This window comes from Nocardioides carbamazepini, from assembly GCF_024614185.1.
Lineage (GTDB): Bacteria > Actinomycetota > Actinomycetes > Propionibacteriales > Nocardioidaceae > Nocardioides > Nocardioides carbamazepini.
Genome location: NZ_JAHTLF010000016.1, coordinates 1,201,334 through 1,216,727 on the forward strand (window position 1 = coordinate 1,201,334; position 15,394 = coordinate 1,216,727).

The following is a 15,394-nucleotide window of genomic DNA, read 5'->3' on the forward strand; positions in this document are numbered from 1 at the left end:
GTGCCGCGCATCGACCTCGACGCCTACGTGGCGGCCCACTCCCATGCCTGGGTCCGGCTGGACCAGCTGGTGCGCCAGCGGCGGCGTACGGGAGCCGAGGCCGACGAGCTGGTCGACCGCTACCAGCAGGTCGCGACGCACCTGTCCGTCGTACGGACCTCGGCGCCGGACGGCGAGCTCGTCGCCCACCTCTCGTCGCTGCTCGGCCGGGCCCGGATCGCGATGCTGGCGGCGCGGGTCCCGGGCTGGCGCGGACTGGCGGGCTTCTTCACCGAGCGGTTCCCGGCCGCGCTCTACGAGCTGCGCTGGTGGTGGCTCGGGTGCGTGGCCGGCAATGTCGTGGTGGTCGCGGTGATGATGATCTGGCTCGGTCAGCACCCGCAGGTGGAGCAGAGCCTGCTCTCCCCGCAGGAGGTCGACCAGCTGGTCAGCAACGACTTCGAGAGCTACTACAGCGAGAACGCGGCGGGTGCCTTCGCCACGCACGTGTGGATCAACAACGCGTGGGTGAGCGCGCTGTGCATCGCGCTCGGGATCCTCGGCCTGCCGGTGCTCTACCTGCTGTTCCAGAACGTCGCCAACCTCGCGATCGTCGGCTCGATCATGATGCGCCACGACCGCGGCGACCTGTTCTGGGGCCTGATCATCCCGCACGGCCTGCTCGAGCTCACCTGCGTCTTCGTCGCCGGCGGCGTGGGTCTGCGGCTGTTCTGGTCGTGGATCGAGCCCGGCCAGCTCTCCCGCGCCGGGTCGCTCGCGCGGGCCGGGCGGACGGCGGTCACGGTCGCCCTCGGCCTCGCGGTGTGTCTGTTCGTCAGCGGCATCATCGAGGCGTTCGTGACCCCGTCGCCGTTGCCCACCTGGGCGCGGATCGCGATCGGCATCCTCGCGGAGGTGGTGTTCCTGGCCTACGTCTTCGTGGTCGGGCGGGCCGCGGTCTCGCGTGGTGTGACCGGGGACGTGTCGGCCGCGCTGCTCGAGGACCGGGTCGCCACCCAGGCCTGACCCGACCGGCGCGCTCACTACGCTGGGACCATGGGCCGGGCGATCGTGGTGGGAGCGGGGATCGCCGGCCTGACCGCCGCCCGCGCGCTGGCCGACGCCGGCCGTGACGTCCTCCTCCTCGAGGCGACCGATCGCCCCGGTGGCAAGCTCCGGTCCGGTGAGGTCGCCGGGATCACGGTCGACGTCGGCGCCGAGGCGATGCTCCACCGACGCCCCGAGGGCACGGCTCTGGCGACCGACCTCGGCCTGCCGCTCACCCACCCCACCCCCGCGAGCTCGCGGGTCTGGACCCGTGATGCGCTGCGCCGCCTGCCGCGCACGGTGATGGGCGCGCCCGTCGACCTCGACGACCTCGCGGACTCCGGGATCCTCTCCGCCGAGGGCCTCGAACGGGCTCGCCACCAGGCGGTCGCGCACCTCGACGGCGACGTCTCCGTCGGCGACCTCGTCGGCGCCCGGTACGGCGACGAGGTGGTGGACCGGCTCGTCGAGCCCCTCCTCGGCGGGGTGTACGCCGGCCAGGCCCGGCGCATCTCCGCGCGCTCCGCGGCTCCCCAGCTGCTCGACCTGCTCGCCCGCCCGGAGGTCACCCTCCCGGCACCGGTGACCGGCGCCCCGCCGGTCTTCGCCGCCGTCGCGGGCGGCATGTGGCGGCTGCCCCTGGCACTCGAGGCGGACCTGCGCGACCGGGACTCCGCCGAGGTCCGGTACGACGCCCCGGTGACCGCGCTCCGTCGTACCCCCTCGGGGTTCGTGGTGACCACCCCGGCCGGTGCCGAGGCCGCGGAGCTCGTCGTCCTGGCGACCCCCGCCGCCCCGTCGGCGCGGCTGCTGGCCGATCCCGCGCCGGACGCGGCGGCCGAGCTGGAGGCGATCGCCTACGCGTCGGTCGCCCTCGTGACCTTCGCGTTCCGTCGTGCCGACCCCGGTGTCGCCGAGGCGCTGGACACCGGAGCGTCCGGCTTCCTCGTCCCGCCGGTCGACGGTCGCCGGGTGAAGGCCTCGACCTTCTCCTTCGCCAAGTGGGACTGGGTGCGGACCGCGGGGGAGGGTCTGCTGGTGCTGCGCACCTCGCTCGGCCGGTTCGGCGAGGAGGCGAGCCTGCAGGTCCCCGACGAGGCGCTGGTCCGGGCCTCGCTGGCCGACCTCGCCACCGCGACCGGGCTCACCGCGCCCCCCGTCGACGCGGTCGTCCAGCGCTGGGGCGGCGGGCTGCCGCAGTACTGGGTCGGCCACGCCGACCGCATCGCCCGCCTCCGTGCCGCCGTCGCGCGGGTGCCGGGGCTCGCGGTCTGCGGGGCGGCGTACGACGGCGTCGGCATCCCCGCCACCATCGGCTCGGCCCAGCGGGCGGTGGCCGGCCTCCTCGCCTGACCCGCCAGGTGTGCCCACTTGTCCCTGTCCCGCGGGACACCGGGCCCGGGATGGTCCGGCCATGACAGCACAGACCCACCTCCCCCCGACCGCCCTCGACCAGACCGCGCCGCACGAGGCGCCGGTCGTCTACCCGCCGACCCGTTGGGCGCTGGCCGGTCTCGGGGCCGGCCTCGCCGGCCTCGCGATGATGGTCTCGTCGTCGATGGTGGATGCCGTCTACGACGAGAAGATCCAGGGCGACGCCGTCGCCATCTCCGAGCGCCTGGGCGACCAGGTGCCGCAGATGCTCGCGTTCCACCTGAGCGCGATGATCGGCGCCGTCCTCATGGTGGTCTTCGCCGCCGGCCTGTTCCGCCGGCTGCGGGCGACCACCCCGGCCGACAGCGTGCTCCCGCTGGTGGCGTTCTCCGGCGTCCTCATCACCGCGATCATGCTGGTCGTCGGCTCCGGCCTCGACACCGAGTTCATCTTCGCCGCCGGCACGGACATGGTCGTCCCCGAGGACGCCGCGATGTTCAACCACTGGATCGGCACCGTGCCGTGGTGCTGGGGCCTGCTCGGCCTGTCCGGCGTCGCCCTCTTCGGCGCGGCTCGCCATGGCTCCGTCCCGAAGTGGCTCGGGCTCGTCGGGCTTCTCGGCGGTGGCCTCACCCTCCTGCTCGGCATCTCGCCGCTGCAGTACATGGCCGGCATGACCGGTCCGGTCGGCCTGGTCGTCATCGCGATCGGCTTCCTCGCCGGCGACAAGGCGTTCCGCGGCCGCTCGTGAGGGTCCTGCCCAATTCGGCCGGTCCGCACCATGGGGGTGCGGACCGGCTGCACAATGTGCCGGTGCAGGAGCAGGCCGCCACCCGCCCGCGCGGCCTGAGGGCCGTCGCGCTCCTCGTCGTCCCCGCCGGGTGCGTCGCGCTGGTTCCGGTCGCCCTCTGGCTCGACCTGGACGCGCCGACCTCCGGCCTGGGCTACGACGTCTCGCTGGGCCCGGGCTGGCCGTGGACGTTGATCGGCGCACTGCTCGGCGTGCTCGCCGCGATCATCCTGATGAAGGAGCCGCGGCAGCGGGTCGGCTGGGTGCTCGCCGGCTCCGGCCTCTTCTGGGCGCTCGACGGCTTCGCGCAGAGCTACATCCTGTCCGGCCTGCGCGAGACCGGCTCGTGGCCGGGGATGACCTTCGCGCTGTGGTTCCTCAACCGCTTCGGGTCCTACCTGACGGCGGTGACCGCGGTGCTGGTGATGATCTTCCCGACCGGCCGCTTCCTGCCCGGTCGCTGGGGGGCGGCGTCCTGGGTCGCCACGATCGCGATGACGATCAGTGGCCTGTGCTTCCTCGTGATCCCGGCCGAGGGCGATCGCGCGATCCCCGGTCTGCCGGGCGGCGTCAACGCGGACCCGACCTCGATCAGCGCCCTCTCCGGGCACAGCGACCAGGTCGCGACGCTCGGGCTCACGCTCGGCATCGCCGGCTTCTTCTTCGCGCTGCTCTCCGTGATCGTGCGCTACCGCCGCTCCGAGGGCCTCGACCGCGACCGGATGCGCTGGCTGCTGTGGAGCGTCATCGTCATCCTCGTCGTGAGCGTGGCGACCCTGGCCTTCTCGGTGCCCGAGGGCGACTTCGTCGGTGCCCTGGTGGCCTCGGTCGTGCCGCCGATGGCGATGACGATCGCGATCGTCCGCCCGACGCTGGTGTCGATCCAGGACCTGCTTCCTCGCACCGCGGTGCTGGCCGCCGTCTTCGCCGTGCTCGTCGCCGCGGACGCGCTGGTGCTGTGGCTGTTCACCCTGGTCCTCGACGACGAGCTCACCCAGGCCCAGGTCGTCGGCGTGGTGCTCATCGTCTCCGTCATCCTCTACGGACCGTTGCGTCAGCGGCTCTCGGCCGCCGTGCGCCGGCTGATGCTCGGCGAGCGCGGCAACCGGTACGACGCCGTGGCGGGCCTCGCCTCCACGTTGGAGAACACCGACGACACCGCCGAGCAGCTCGCCGCCGTCGCACGCGCGGTGGCCTCGGCCTTCGCGGTGTCCTTCGTCAGCGTCGAGGTCGACCGTGAGCACGGCGAGCGGCTGGTCACGACCTTCGGCGACCGCCCGGCCGACGTGCGGACCCTCCCGATCACCTGGCGCGACACCACGATCGGCCGGTTGGTGCTGCCCGCGCGCGGCCTGCGTAGCCGGCTCACCGTCCGCGACGAGGAGCTGCTCGGCGACCTGGTCCGCCAGGCCGCGACCGCCGCCCGCACCAGCCGGCTCGCCGAGGAGGTCCAGCACAGCCGCGAGCGACTGGTCACGGCCCGCGAGGAGGAGCGCCGCCGGATCCGACGCGACCTGCACGACGGCTTCGGCCCCGCGCTGAGCGGCATCGTCTTCCAGCTCGAGGCGGCGCGGATGACCGTCGAGCGCGATCCGGCCCGGGCCCGGGACCAGCTGGAGACGGTCAGCGCCCAGGTGCAGGAGGTCGTCGCCGACGTACGGCGGCTGGTTCACGACCTGCGCCCGCCGGCTCTCGACGACCGGGGCCTCGTGGGCGCGCTGCGCCAGCAGGCCGAGCACCTCGCGGTACCTCTCGACGTGGCCGCGCCGGCCGACCTGCGGCTGCCGGCGGCGGTGGAGGTGGCGGCGTACCGGATCGCGGGGGAGGCCCTGACCAACGTCGCCCGGCACGCGGACGCCGGGCGGGTCCGCCTGCTGCTGGAGACCACCGACGACGCGCTGGTGCTCGAGGTCGTCGACGACGGGTGCGGCATCCCCGCCGACCGGGCCGCCGGCGTCGGTCTCGCCAGTCTGCGCGAGCGTGCCGCCGAGCTCGGCGGCACGACCACGATCACCAGCCCACCGGACGGCGGCACCGTCGTCCGGGCCCGCCTGCCGCTGAGGAGTCCCGGATGAGCAGCACGACCGCACCGATCCGCGTCGTCGTGGTCGACGACCACCAGATCGTCCGCGACGGCCTGACCTCGCTGCTGGGCGCGCTCGACGGGATCGAGGTCGTCGGGTCCGCGGCCGACGGCCGGGAGGCGCTGCATGTCGTCGAGGAGACAGCGCCCGACCTGGTCGTGATGGACATCCAGATGCCGCAGCTCGACGGCATCGAGGCGACGCGCTTCCTCACCGGTCGCGACCCGGCGCTGCGGGTGGTGATGCTGACGATGAACGAGGACGACGACACGGTGCTCAGCGCGATCCGCGCCGGTGCCTGCGGATATCTGCTCAAGGGGGCGGGCGCCGAGGAGGTGCAGCACGCGATCCGCTCGGCCGCCGCGGGTGGGATGGTGTTCGGCGCCGGCCTGGCCGCCAAGGTCGCGGGCTTCTTCGCCGGCGCGACCCCCGTCGCCCGCAGCGCCGACGAGCCGTTCCCGGAGCTGACCGATCGCGAGCGCGACGTACTGCAGCGGATCGCCGCCGGGCGGACCAACGACGAGATCGCGGCGGCTCTCCACGTATCCAACAAGACCGTGCGCAACGCGGTCTCGGCGATCTACGCCAAGCTCCACGCCACGGGTCGCGCGGACGCCATCGTCAAGGCGCGGGAGGCGGGCTACGGCCGCGACTGAGGTCCCGGCACAATGGCAGGCATGTCGGACCAGGACCCCCAGACTCAGGACCCGCAGGCGCACGTCAAGTCCAACGCCGCGAAGATCAACGAGCTCAACGACACCGTCCGCTTCACCATGTGGTCGGTCTTCCGGCTCGAGCAGCCGCTCGGCGCCGACGACGTCGTCCGCAAGAACGAGACCGCCGAGCTCGAGGCGTTTCTCGCCGACCTGGCCGCGGAGGACGTCGTCGTCCGGGGCCTGTACGACGTCGCGGGACTGCGCGCCGACGCGGACCTGATGATCTGGTGGCATGCCGCCACCAGCGACCAGCTCCAGGACGCCTACCACCGGCTGCGGCGCACGGCCTTCGGCGCGCGGCTCGCTCCGGTCTGGTCGCAGATGGCGCTGCACCGTCCGGCGGAGTTCAACCGGAGCCACCTGCCGGCCTTCCTCGCCGACGAGCGCGCCCACGCCTATGCGGCCGTCTATCCCTTCGTCCGCTCCTACGAGTGGTACCTCCTCGACGACGCCGAGCGCCGCCGCCTGCTCGCCGAGCACGGCCAGATGGCGCGCGGCTATCCCGACGTCCGGGCCAACACGGTCCCGAGCTTCGCGCTCGGCGACTACGAGTGGATCCTCGCCTTCGAGGCCGACGACCTGACCCGGATCGTCGACCTGATGCGCCACCTGCGCGGCTCGGAGACCCGCCGCCACGTGCGCGAGGAGGTGCCGTTCTACACCGGTCGCCGGGTGGAGTTCGCGGAGCTGCTCGCCCGGCTGCCCTGATCCGCCACGCCGGCCGGGCGCCTGGCTTGCAAAGTCTATCGACTTACTCCACTATGGAGGCATGACCAGCCCCCTCCCTGTCCTGCGTGGTGCCCGCCGGCTCCCCGGGTTGCTCGAGGTCGTGCGCAACCACGCGGCCGACCCCGACCTGCGCCACCTGCTCGACCACGACCCGTACGAGCGCTCGTGGATCCGCCTGCTCACCACCGAGGACTACGAGCTCTGGCTCATCTCGTGGCCCGCCGGTGCCGCCACCGACTGGCACGACCACGGACCGTCGTCCGGCGCCTTCACCGTCCTCGACGGCCGGCTCACCGAGCACACCTTCGACGGCGGCCTCCGGCTGGTCGAGGTGGGGCCCGGTGAGGGCAGGGCGTTCGGGGCCGGCTACGCGCACGACGTCCGCAACGCGACCGACCGGCCCGCGCTCTCGCTGCACGCGTACTCGCCGCGCTTGCACGCCATGACCCGGTTCAAGTTCCACGGCGACCGCCTCGAGGTGCTCGGCGTCGAGCGCGCGGGGGAGGAGTGGTGAGCACCCTCGCCCCCGTCGTGCCGGTCGCGCCGGTCGCGCCCGCCCGGTACGACGGGGTGGACGCGCTGCTCGCCGACGCCCGGTCCCGGCTCGACCGGATCAGTCCCCGGGCCGCCTTCCAGGAGATGGTGGCCCTCGGTGCCCTGCTGGTCGACATCCGCCCGGCCGCGCAGCGCGCCCGCGAGGGCGAGCCGGCCCGCTGGCTCCCGGCCCTCGTCGTCGAGCGCAACGTGCTCGAGTGGCGCTTCGACCCGCGCAGCGACGCCCGGCTGCCGGAGGCGTCGTACGACCGCCGGGTGATCGTCCTGTGCCAGGAGGGCTACACCTCCTCCCTCGCCGCGGACGCGCTGCGCAGCATCGGGGTGTACCGGGCGACCGACGTCGTCGGCGGCTTCGCGGCCTGGCGGGCCGCCGGGATGCCCGTCTCGGGCGTCGCGGCCTGACCCGGCCGAGGGACCCTGAGTACGCTCGGAGACATGGCATACGAGGTCGAGAAGACGGACGAGGAGTGGCGCGCCGAGCTCACTCCCGAGGAGTACCAGGTGCTCCGCCGGGCCGGCACCGAGCGGGCCTTCACCGGTGAGTACACCGACACCGAGACCACCGGCGTCTACCGCTGCAAGGCCTGCCAGGCCAAGCTGTTCGAGTCCGACACGAAGTTCCACTCCGGCTGCGGCTGGCCGAGCTTCTACCAGCCGATCAGTGACACCATCGAGTACATCGAGGACACCTCGCACGGCATGAAGCGGGTCGAGGTGCGCTGCGCCAACTGCGGCTCGCACCTCGGCCACGTCTTCCCCGACGGGTACGGCACACCCACCGGCGACCGGTACTGCATCAACTCGGTCAGCCTCAGCCTGGAGCCTGCGGACCAGGCCTGACTCCGCATAGGGTCGTCGCATGGCGAAGACCGCTGCGGCGATGGTCCAGGCAGGCGACCGCGAGGTCCGGGTGTCCAGCCCGGACCGGGTGATCTACGAGGCGACCGAGCGGACACCCGAGGTCACCAAGCTGATGGTCGCCGAGTACGTCGTCGCGGTCGGTCCCGGCCTGATGCAGGCCCTCGGCGAGCGGCCCACGGCGCTGGAGCGGTGGCCGTCGGGGGTCCGTGAGGGATTCCGGCTGGCCACCGGACCGCGCGACAACGACGCCGAGGGCTTCTACCAGAAGCGGGTCCCGAAGGGTGCTCCCGACTACCTGGAGGCCGTCGAGATCACGTTCCCCTCGGGCCGCACGGCCGAGGAGATCTGCCCGACCGAGATCGCCGTCCCGGTCTGGTGCGCGCAGATGGGCACCCTCACGTTCCATCCTTGGCCGGTCCGCCGCACGGGCAGCGCCGACTCGCTGGACCACCCCGACGAGCTGCGCATCGACTTCGACCCGCAGCCCGGCACGACCTTCGGCGACGCCGTGCGCGTCGCCGGCGTGGCACGGGAGCTCCTCGAGGAGCTCGGCCTCGAGGGCTACCCCAAGACCTCCGGCAACCGCGGCGTCCACGTCTACGTCCGGATCGAGCCGCGCTGGGAGTTCACCGACGTGCGGCACGCCGCGATCGCCTTCGGCCGCGAGCTGGCCCGCCGCGACGACCAGGTCACCACCGCCTGGTGGAAGGAGGAGCGCGGGGAGCGGATCTTCATCGACTACAACCAGAACAACCGCGACCGCACCATCGCCTCGGCGTACTCCCTACGCCCCCAGCCGGGCGCTCCCGTGTCGACGCCGATGACGTGGGCCGAGCTCGCCGGCGTGAGCGACCCGCGGGAGTTCAACCTGTTCACCGTGCCCGACCGGATGGCCGACGGCGACCCGTGGGCCGGGATCGACGAGACGGCGTACTCCCTCCAGCCCCTGCTCGACCTGTGGGACCGGCAGGTCGCCGACGGCGAGGGCGAGCTCAACTACCCGCCGGACTACCCGAAGATGCCGGGTGAGCCGCCGCGGGTGCAGCCGAGCAAGAAGGTCGCCGAGCACTGGGACGCCGACGGCAACCGGGTCGAGGGGACCTAGCCCCGAGGCTAGTCCGCCTCGTGCTCCAGCAGGTGCAGCACGGGGACCCCGAGCTTGCGGCGGGCGCGCGAGGTCCAGTCGACGTGGAAGAACTCGGCGACCAGGTGCGGACGGGTGAGGATGATCGCCTCCCGGCCGTCGACCTCCTTGACCTTCGCGATGAGCGCGTCGATGGGTGGCTCCGTCACGATCGACACGCCGCCGAGGATCGCGCCGGCGGCGACGAGCGCCTCGCGGGTGATGGCCAGGTCGCGCTCGGCCTGGTCGCGGTACTCGTTGCGGAGCCGCTCGATCTCGTCGGGCGAGGGCGTGATCGGCGGGGCGATCAGGTCGGCGCCGCCGATGGCGCCGAGGGACGCCTCGACGGCGGCCGCGGCGTCGGCCATCGGAAGCAGCACGTGGTACTGCACCTCGATCGTCGGGTCGTCGTCGAGCTCCTGGTGCAGCCCCCGGACCTGGGCGGCGTCGGCGGCGGTCAGCGCCTGCTCGATCAGCAGGACGACGGCGTACGGTTCCTCGCTGGGCGCGGTGCTCATGGTCCCATCCTGCCCGGCCGATGGGCGCGCGTCAGCCCCCGAGCACGTCCGCGAGGTCGTAGCGCACCGGCTGCTCGAGCTGCTCGTAGCCGCACGACTCCGGGTCGCGATCGTCGCGCCACCGCTTGAAGTGGGCCGTGTGCCGGAAGCGGCGACCCTCCATGGCGTCGTACTTGACCTCGATGACGCGCTCGGGCCGCAGTGGGGTGAAGGACAGGTCCTTGCCCTGGCTCCACCGGCTCTGCGTGCCGGGCTGGCGGCCCGGGTTGGCGACGAGGAACTCCTGCCACCGGCCCCAGGGGTGCTCCTCGATCGGTACGACGAGCGGCTGCAGCTCGTGCCACAGCTCGGCCCGGCGCGCCGCGGTGAAGCTGGCGCTGACACCGATGTGCTGCAGCTCGCCGTCCTGGTAGAGCCCCAGCAGCAGGCTGCCGATCAGCGGGCTCTCCGGCGTGCTCGTCTTGTGCTCGCGGTAGCCGGCGAGCACCACGTCCGCCGTCCGCTCGTGCTTGATCTTCAGCATGGTCCGGGCGTTCGGGGCGTACGGCGCGCCCAGCGGCTTCGCCACGACGCCGTCCAGCCCGGCCCCCTCGAACTGGTGGAACCACTCCTCGGCGACCGCCGGGTCGGTGCTGGTCCGGGTCAGGTGGCAGCGGCCCTGGCGCTCGAGCGGGTCGGCCGAGAGATGCCCGAGCGCCTGCTCCAGCGCTGCCCGCCGCTCGGCGAACGGGCGATCGAGGTAGGACTCGTCGCCCAGCGCCAGCAGGTCGAAGGCGACGAAGTCGGCCGGTGTCTGCTCCGCGAGCAGGTTGATCCGCGACGCCGCCGGGTGGATCCGCTCCTGCAGCACCTCGAACTGCAGCCGTCCCTTCCCGTCCTGGCCCTCGAGCGCCACGAAGATCTCCCCGTCGAGCACGCAGCGCTCCGGCAGCTCCGCCTTCATCGCCTCGACCAGCTCGGGGAAGTAGCGCGTCAGCGGCTTGGTGTTGCGGCTCGCCAGCTCCACCTCGTCACCGTCCCGGAACACGATGCACCGGAAGCCGTCCCACTTGGGCTCGAAGCTGAGCCCCTGCTCGTCGTACTTGGCCGGGTCGGGCACGCCCGACACGGCCTTCGCGAGCATCGGCAGGACGGGCGGCATCACAGGCAGGTCCACGATGGTGAGACTAGTCAGGATCCCGACACTCATCGGTGATGCTGTGGGCGTCGTACCGGACAAAACGGTTGCGAGAACGGCCTATTCGCTACCGGAATGTCCGGTACGACGGTCTGGAGCCGGTGACAGGATTTGAACCCGCGACCCTCTTATTACAAGTAAGACGCTCTACCAACTGAGCTACACCGGCGTGCGCCCGTGGGCGCCCGGCAATCCTAGTCAGCCCGCGCTCAGCGCAGTCGGGTGACCTCGAACCGCTCGTCCGGTACGGCGATGGCGTCCTGCGCCGCGATCAGCCGCAGCTCCCGCTCGCCCGACTCCAAGGTGGCGGCCAGGACGTCGTAGACGGACGCGACGGTCCGTCCGAGTGCGACGGCGGCGGAGCCGGTGGTGTGCAGGTGGGCGGTGAAGAGGGCGGCGGTGATGTCGCCGGAGCCGTTGGCCTTCATGGGCAGGCGGGGGGTCTGCACGATCCAGGCGCCGTCGCCGGTGACGGCGACCATCTCGATGACGTCGGCCGGAGCGCCGGCGCGCTCGACGGAGGTGACCAGGACCGTCGACGGACCCATCGCCCGGACCTCGTCGGCGGCACTGAGCACATCCTCGATCGGCGACGGCCCGCCGAGGGCGTCGTGGCCGGTGATGAAGCCGAGCTCGAACTGGTTGGGCGTGAGGATGTCGGCGACCGGGACCACCTGGGAGCGGATGATCGGTGGGATCTCGGGGTTCACAAAGCAGCCCGACTTCGCGTTGCCCATCACCGGGTCGCAGGTGTAGGTCGCCGCGGGGTTGGCCGCCTTGACCCGAGCGACGGCGTCGACGATGACGGCGGCGACGGCGGGGGAGCCCTGGTACCCGGAGAGCACCGCGTCGCACGACGGCAGCACGCCGCGCTCCTCGATGCCGGTGATCACCTCGCGGACGTCGGCCGGGTCGAGCAGCGGACCGCGCCAGGCGCCGTACCCGGTGTGGTTGGAGAAGTGGACGGTGAACACCGGCCACACCTCGTGCCCGAGACGCTGCAGCGGGAAGACCGCCGCGGAGTTGCCGACATGGCCGTAGGCGACCGAGGACTGGATGGACAGGATCCGCACCGCGCCATCCTCCCGCGCCGCCGCCCGGATTGAGAAAGTGAAACCCTTTCGTGTCGAAACTAGAACGCGTTACAGTGGCCTGGCCGGGAGCCCGATGACCCCGGTCACACGAGCGAAGGATGGGACAACCGCATGGCCAAGCGCGCGCCGTACTCCAACGAGGCCGACTACGTGGTGGTCGGGTCGGGCAGCTCCGGGTCGATCGTCGCCGGGCGGCTCGCCCAGTCCGGCGCCAGCGTGATCCTGATCGAGGCCGGCAAGTCCGACGACAAGGGCATGCACGGCTACTTCACCAAGAAGCCCGGCATGATCGGGCCGATGCACTCCGAGCCCAAGCTCGAGAAGCTCTTCGACTGGGGCTACCGCTCGGTCCCGCAGCCGGGCCTCGACGGCCGCCGGATGCCCGCCCCGCGCGGCAAGGTGGTCGGCGGCTCGAGCTCGGTCAACGGCATGGTCTACGTGCGTGGCAACCGCGCCAACTACGACTCCTGGGCGGCCGAGGGCAACACCGGCTGGGACGCCGACAGCGTCAACGAGGCGTTCAAGCGCTACGAGGACTTCGAGGACGGCGAGAACGCCTTCCGCGGCGCCGGGGGCCCGATCAAGGTCACCCGCAACAAGACGCCGCAGGAGGGCACCCTCCAGTTCATCCAGGCCACGGCCGACACGCTCGGCGTGAAGGTGCTCGACGACTACAACGCCGCCGAGCAGGAGGGCATCGCCCGGATGCAGCAGAACACTGCTGACGGGCTGCGCTACTCGTCCTCGCGCGGGTACGTCCACCACCTCAACCCGCGCACGCTCAAGCTGCAGACCGAGGTCCACGTCGCCAAGGTCGTCGTCGAGAACGGCCGCGCCACCGGCGTCGAGGTCATCGACCAGGGCAAGGGTGGGGGCACTCGCCGGTTCATCCGGGCGGGCAAGGAGGTCATCCTCTCCGCCGGCTTCGCCAACACCCCGCAGCTGCTCATGCTCTCGGGCATCGGTCACGCCGACCACCTCGCCTCCGTCGGCGTCGACTGCGTCGCGGACCTCCCGGTGGGCGACAACCTGCACGACCACCTGTTCCACCCGATGTCGTTCCACGTGCCGAGCGTCCAGTACCGCGGCAATGCCTGGACCTTCTTCAAGGGGATGGCCAAGGACCTCACCCGGGGCGGCTCGTTCCTCGACAACTCGGTGTTCGAGTCCGTCGGGTTCGTGCGCACGTCGGCCGCCACCGAGATCCCCGACCTGCAGCTGCACATGCTGCCGTGGGCCTACCCGAGCCCCAACCAGGACGAGCCGATCCGCCACATCCCCGACGGCCGTCCCTCGCTGACGGTGTTCTCGACGCTGATCTACCCCAAGAGCCGCGGCACGCTGCGCCTCGCGTCGGCCGACCCGACGGCCGCCCCGCTCATCGACTACGGCTTCTTCACCGACCCCGCGGACGTCGAGGTGCTCGCCGAGGGCACCGAGATGATCCGCGAGATCATGGCGTCGGCCGCGTTCGGCGGCGGCGTCAAGGAGGAGATCCACCCCGGCCCGTCGATCCCCAACGGCAGCGAGCTGCGGGTCGCGCTCAAGAACCGCTCCACCTCGGTCTACCACGGTGTCGGTACCTGCCGGATGGGCGTCGACGAGCGAGCGGTCGTCGGCCCGGACCTCAAGGTCCGCGGCATCGAGGGCCTGCGCGTAGCGGACGCCTCGATCATGCCGAGCATCACCGGCGGCAACACCAACGCGCCGTGCTACATGATCGGCGAGAAGGCGGCCGAGATCATCCTGGGCGGCGTCAAGTGGTGAGTACGACGCGTCCCGCCTCGATCACCGACGAGCTCCTCGAGCGCCTCGTCGCGCGCGTGCCCGGCCGGTCCGGTGCGACCTGGAAGCTGACCGAGGTCTACACCGGCGAGGTCCTCGTCGAGCTGCCGCAGTCGACGCCCGAGGACATCGAGGACGCGTTCGCCCGGGCCCGCGCCGCCCAGGCGCTGTGGGCACAGTGGCCGGTCGCCAAGCGGCTCGAGGTCTTCGACCGCGCGCACACGCTGCTCATCGACAACGCCCACCGCACCGCCGACCTGATCCAGGTCGAGAGCGGCAAGAACCGGCGGATGGCGATCGAGGAGACCTGCGACCCGCCGATGGTGATGTCCTACTACCTCAAGCGCGCCAAGAGGCTGCTCGCCCCCAAGCGGCACGGCGGCCCGGTCCCGGTCGTGTCCGGCTCGACCGAGGTACGGGTGCCCAAGGGCGTCGTCGGCATCATCGCGCCGTGGAACTTCCCCTTCGCGACGGGACTCTCCGACGCGATCCCCGCGCTCATCGCCGGCAACGCCGTCGTCGTGAAGCCGGACAACAAGACCGCGCTGTCGCCGCTCTTCGGCATCTCGCTGCTCGAAGAGGCGGGGCTGCCGAAGGGGCTCTTCCAGGTCGTCTGTGGCGAGGGCCCCGACGTGGGCCCGACCTTGATCGACAACGCCGACTACGTCATGTTCACCGGCTCCACCGCGACCGGTCGCGTCATCGGCGAGCGCGCCGGTCGCAACCTGATCGGCTGCTGCCTGGAGCTCGGCGGCAAGAACCCGATGATCGTCCTCGACGACGTCAACGTCGAGGAGTGGGTCGAGGGCACCACCTTCGGCGTCTTCGGCAACACCGGCCAGATCTGCATGCACATCGAGCGGATCTACCTCCCCGAGAGCCGGTACGACGAGCTCAGGTCCGCCTTCGTGGAGCGGGCCGCCAACCTGGCCATCGGCGCGGCGTACGACTTCGGACCGGAGATCGGCTCCCTGGTCAGCCCCGAGCACCGCGACCGGGTGGCCTCGCACGTCGAGGACGCCGTCGCCAAGGGCGCGACCGTGCTCACCGGCGGCCGGGCGCGACCCGACATCGGGCCGGCGTTCTTCGAGCCGACCGTGCTCGAGGGGGTCACCAAGGACATGCTCGCCGGTCACACCGAGACCTTCGGCCCGGTCGTCGCGCTCTACCCGTACCGCACCGTCGACGAGGCGATCCATCTCGCCAACGACACCGACTACGGGCTCAACGCCTCGGTCTGGAGCGGCGATCTCGCCCGCGCGGAGGCGGTCGCGGAGCGGATCGAGTCCGGCAACGTCAACATCAACGACGCGCTCGCGACGGCGTACGCCTCGAAGGGGTCGCCGTCGGGCGGCGTCAAGAAGTCCGGCGTCGGCGCCCGCCACGGCGACCAGGGCCTGCTGAAGTACACCGACGCCAAGAACGTCGCCGTGCTCAAGAAGCAGGTCATGGGGCCGCGCCCCGGCCAGGGCTACGACGCATACGTCAAGCAGATGCTGTCGTCGCTGAAGCTGATGCGGAGGCTCCGCGTCCGCTGAGCGTGTCCGCGGACGCGGAGCCCC

15 protein-coding genes and 1 tRNA gene are annotated in these 15,394 nt (G+C 72.0%); 12 read left to right on the forward strand and 4 right to left on the reverse strand.

The features are described from left to right. The 10 genes from KVF89_RS18175 (at position 1) to KVF89_RS18220 (ending at position 9,240) form a co-directional block, all read left to right on the forward strand. A complete protein-coding gene (locus tag KVF89_RS18175) occupies positions 1 to 1,005 on the forward strand; it encodes a stage II sporulation protein M (protein ID WP_257427499.1) in 1,005 nt (334 codons plus the stop codon). A 30-nt stretch (positions 1,006 to 1,035) separates the two neighbouring features. After that, positions 1,036 to 2,379, forward strand: a complete 1,344-nt coding sequence (locus KVF89_RS18180; protein WP_257427500.1) for a protoporphyrinogen/coproporphyrinogen oxidase — start codon at positions 1,036 to 1,038, stop codon at positions 2,377 to 2,379. A 61-nt stretch (positions 2,380 to 2,440) separates the two neighbouring features. Beyond that, positions 2,441 to 3,151, forward strand: a complete 711-nt coding sequence (locus KVF89_RS18185) for a hypothetical protein (RefSeq protein WP_257427501.1) — start codon at positions 2,441 to 2,443, stop codon at positions 3,149 to 3,151. A 62-nt stretch (positions 3,152 to 3,213) separates the two neighbouring features. Next, positions 3,214 to 5,265, forward strand: coding sequence for a sensor histidine kinase (locus KVF89_RS30460; RefSeq protein WP_257427502.1), 2,052 nt, complete (start codon positions 3,214 to 3,216; stop codon positions 5,263 to 5,265). After that, complete coding sequence (locus tag KVF89_RS18195; RefSeq protein ID WP_257427503.1) at positions 5,262 to 5,930, forward strand: response regulator transcription factor; 669 nt, start codon at positions 5,262 to 5,264, stop codon at positions 5,928 to 5,930. The genes KVF89_RS30460 and KVF89_RS18195 overlap by 4 nt, the downstream gene beginning before the upstream one ends. A 21-nt stretch (positions 5,931 to 5,951) precedes the next feature. Beyond that, a complete protein-coding gene (hemQ, locus tag KVF89_RS18200; protein WP_257427504.1) occupies positions 5,952 to 6,698 on the forward strand; it encodes a hydrogen peroxide-dependent heme synthase in 747 nt (248 codons plus the stop codon). A 61-nt stretch (positions 6,699 to 6,759) separates the two neighbouring features. Next, positions 6,760 to 7,233, forward strand: coding sequence for a cysteine dioxygenase (locus KVF89_RS18205; RefSeq protein WP_257427505.1), 474 nt, complete (start codon positions 6,760 to 6,762; stop codon positions 7,231 to 7,233). Continuing rightward, the gene (locus KVF89_RS18210) at positions 7,230 to 7,676 is read left to right on the forward strand and encodes a rhodanese-like domain-containing protein (RefSeq protein WP_257427506.1); all 447 of its coding nucleotides are present in this window, start codon (positions 7,230 to 7,232) and stop codon (positions 7,674 to 7,676) included. The genes KVF89_RS18205 and KVF89_RS18210 overlap by 4 nt, the downstream gene beginning before the upstream one ends. 33 nt (positions 7,677 to 7,709) lie before the next feature. Next, positions 7,710 to 8,114, forward strand: a complete 405-nt coding sequence (gene msrB, locus KVF89_RS18215; protein WP_257427507.1) for a peptide-methionine (R)-S-oxide reductase MsrB — start codon at positions 7,710 to 7,712, stop codon at positions 8,112 to 8,114. Between the two features lie 19 nt (positions 8,115 to 8,133). After that, the gene (locus tag KVF89_RS18220) at positions 8,134 to 9,240 is read left to right on the forward strand and encodes a DNA polymerase domain-containing protein (RefSeq protein ID WP_257427508.1); all 1,107 of its coding nucleotides are present in this window, start codon (positions 8,134 to 8,136) and stop codon (positions 9,238 to 9,240) included. An 8-nt stretch (positions 9,241 to 9,248) separates the two neighbouring features. Here the strand turns inward: KVF89_RS18220 and KVF89_RS18225 are convergent, their stop codons facing one another. From KVF89_RS18225 to pdxY, 4 genes are all read right to left on the reverse strand, one after another. After that, on the reverse strand, positions 9,249 to 9,776 hold the full coding sequence (locus tag KVF89_RS18225) for a hypothetical protein (RefSeq protein WP_257427509.1): 528 nt from the start codon (positions 9,774 to 9,776) through the stop codon (positions 9,249 to 9,251). A gap of 31 nt (positions 9,777 to 9,807) precedes the next feature. Then, complete coding sequence (locus KVF89_RS18230) at positions 9,808 to 10,932, reverse strand: ATP-dependent DNA ligase (protein ID WP_257427510.1); 1,125 nt, start codon at positions 10,930 to 10,932, stop codon at positions 9,808 to 9,810. Between the two features lie 114 nt (positions 10,933 to 11,046). Further along, a tRNA-Thr gene (locus KVF89_RS18235) sits at positions 11,047 to 11,122 on the reverse strand. 40 nt (positions 11,123 to 11,162) lie between these two features. Continuing rightward, positions 11,163 to 12,026 (reverse strand): pyridoxal kinase PdxY, encoded by an 864-nt coding sequence (gene pdxY, locus KVF89_RS18240; RefSeq protein ID WP_257427511.1) that lies wholly within the window; start codon positions 12,024 to 12,026, stop codon positions 11,163 to 11,165. Positions 12,027 to 12,158: 132 nt separating this feature from the next. Between pdxY and KVF89_RS18245 the strand changes: the two genes are divergently transcribed. Both KVF89_RS18245 and KVF89_RS18250 read left to right on the forward strand, forming a co-directional pair. Further along, positions 12,159 to 13,814, forward strand: coding sequence for a GMC family oxidoreductase (locus KVF89_RS18245; protein ID WP_257427512.1), 1,656 nt, complete (start codon positions 12,159 to 12,161; stop codon positions 13,812 to 13,814). Continuing rightward, a complete protein-coding gene (locus KVF89_RS18250; protein ID WP_257427513.1) occupies positions 13,811 to 15,370 on the forward strand; it encodes a succinic semialdehyde dehydrogenase in 1,560 nt (519 codons plus the stop codon). The genes KVF89_RS18245 and KVF89_RS18250 overlap by 4 nt, the downstream gene beginning before the upstream one ends. Positions 15,371 to 15,394 lie beyond the last annotated feature (24 nt).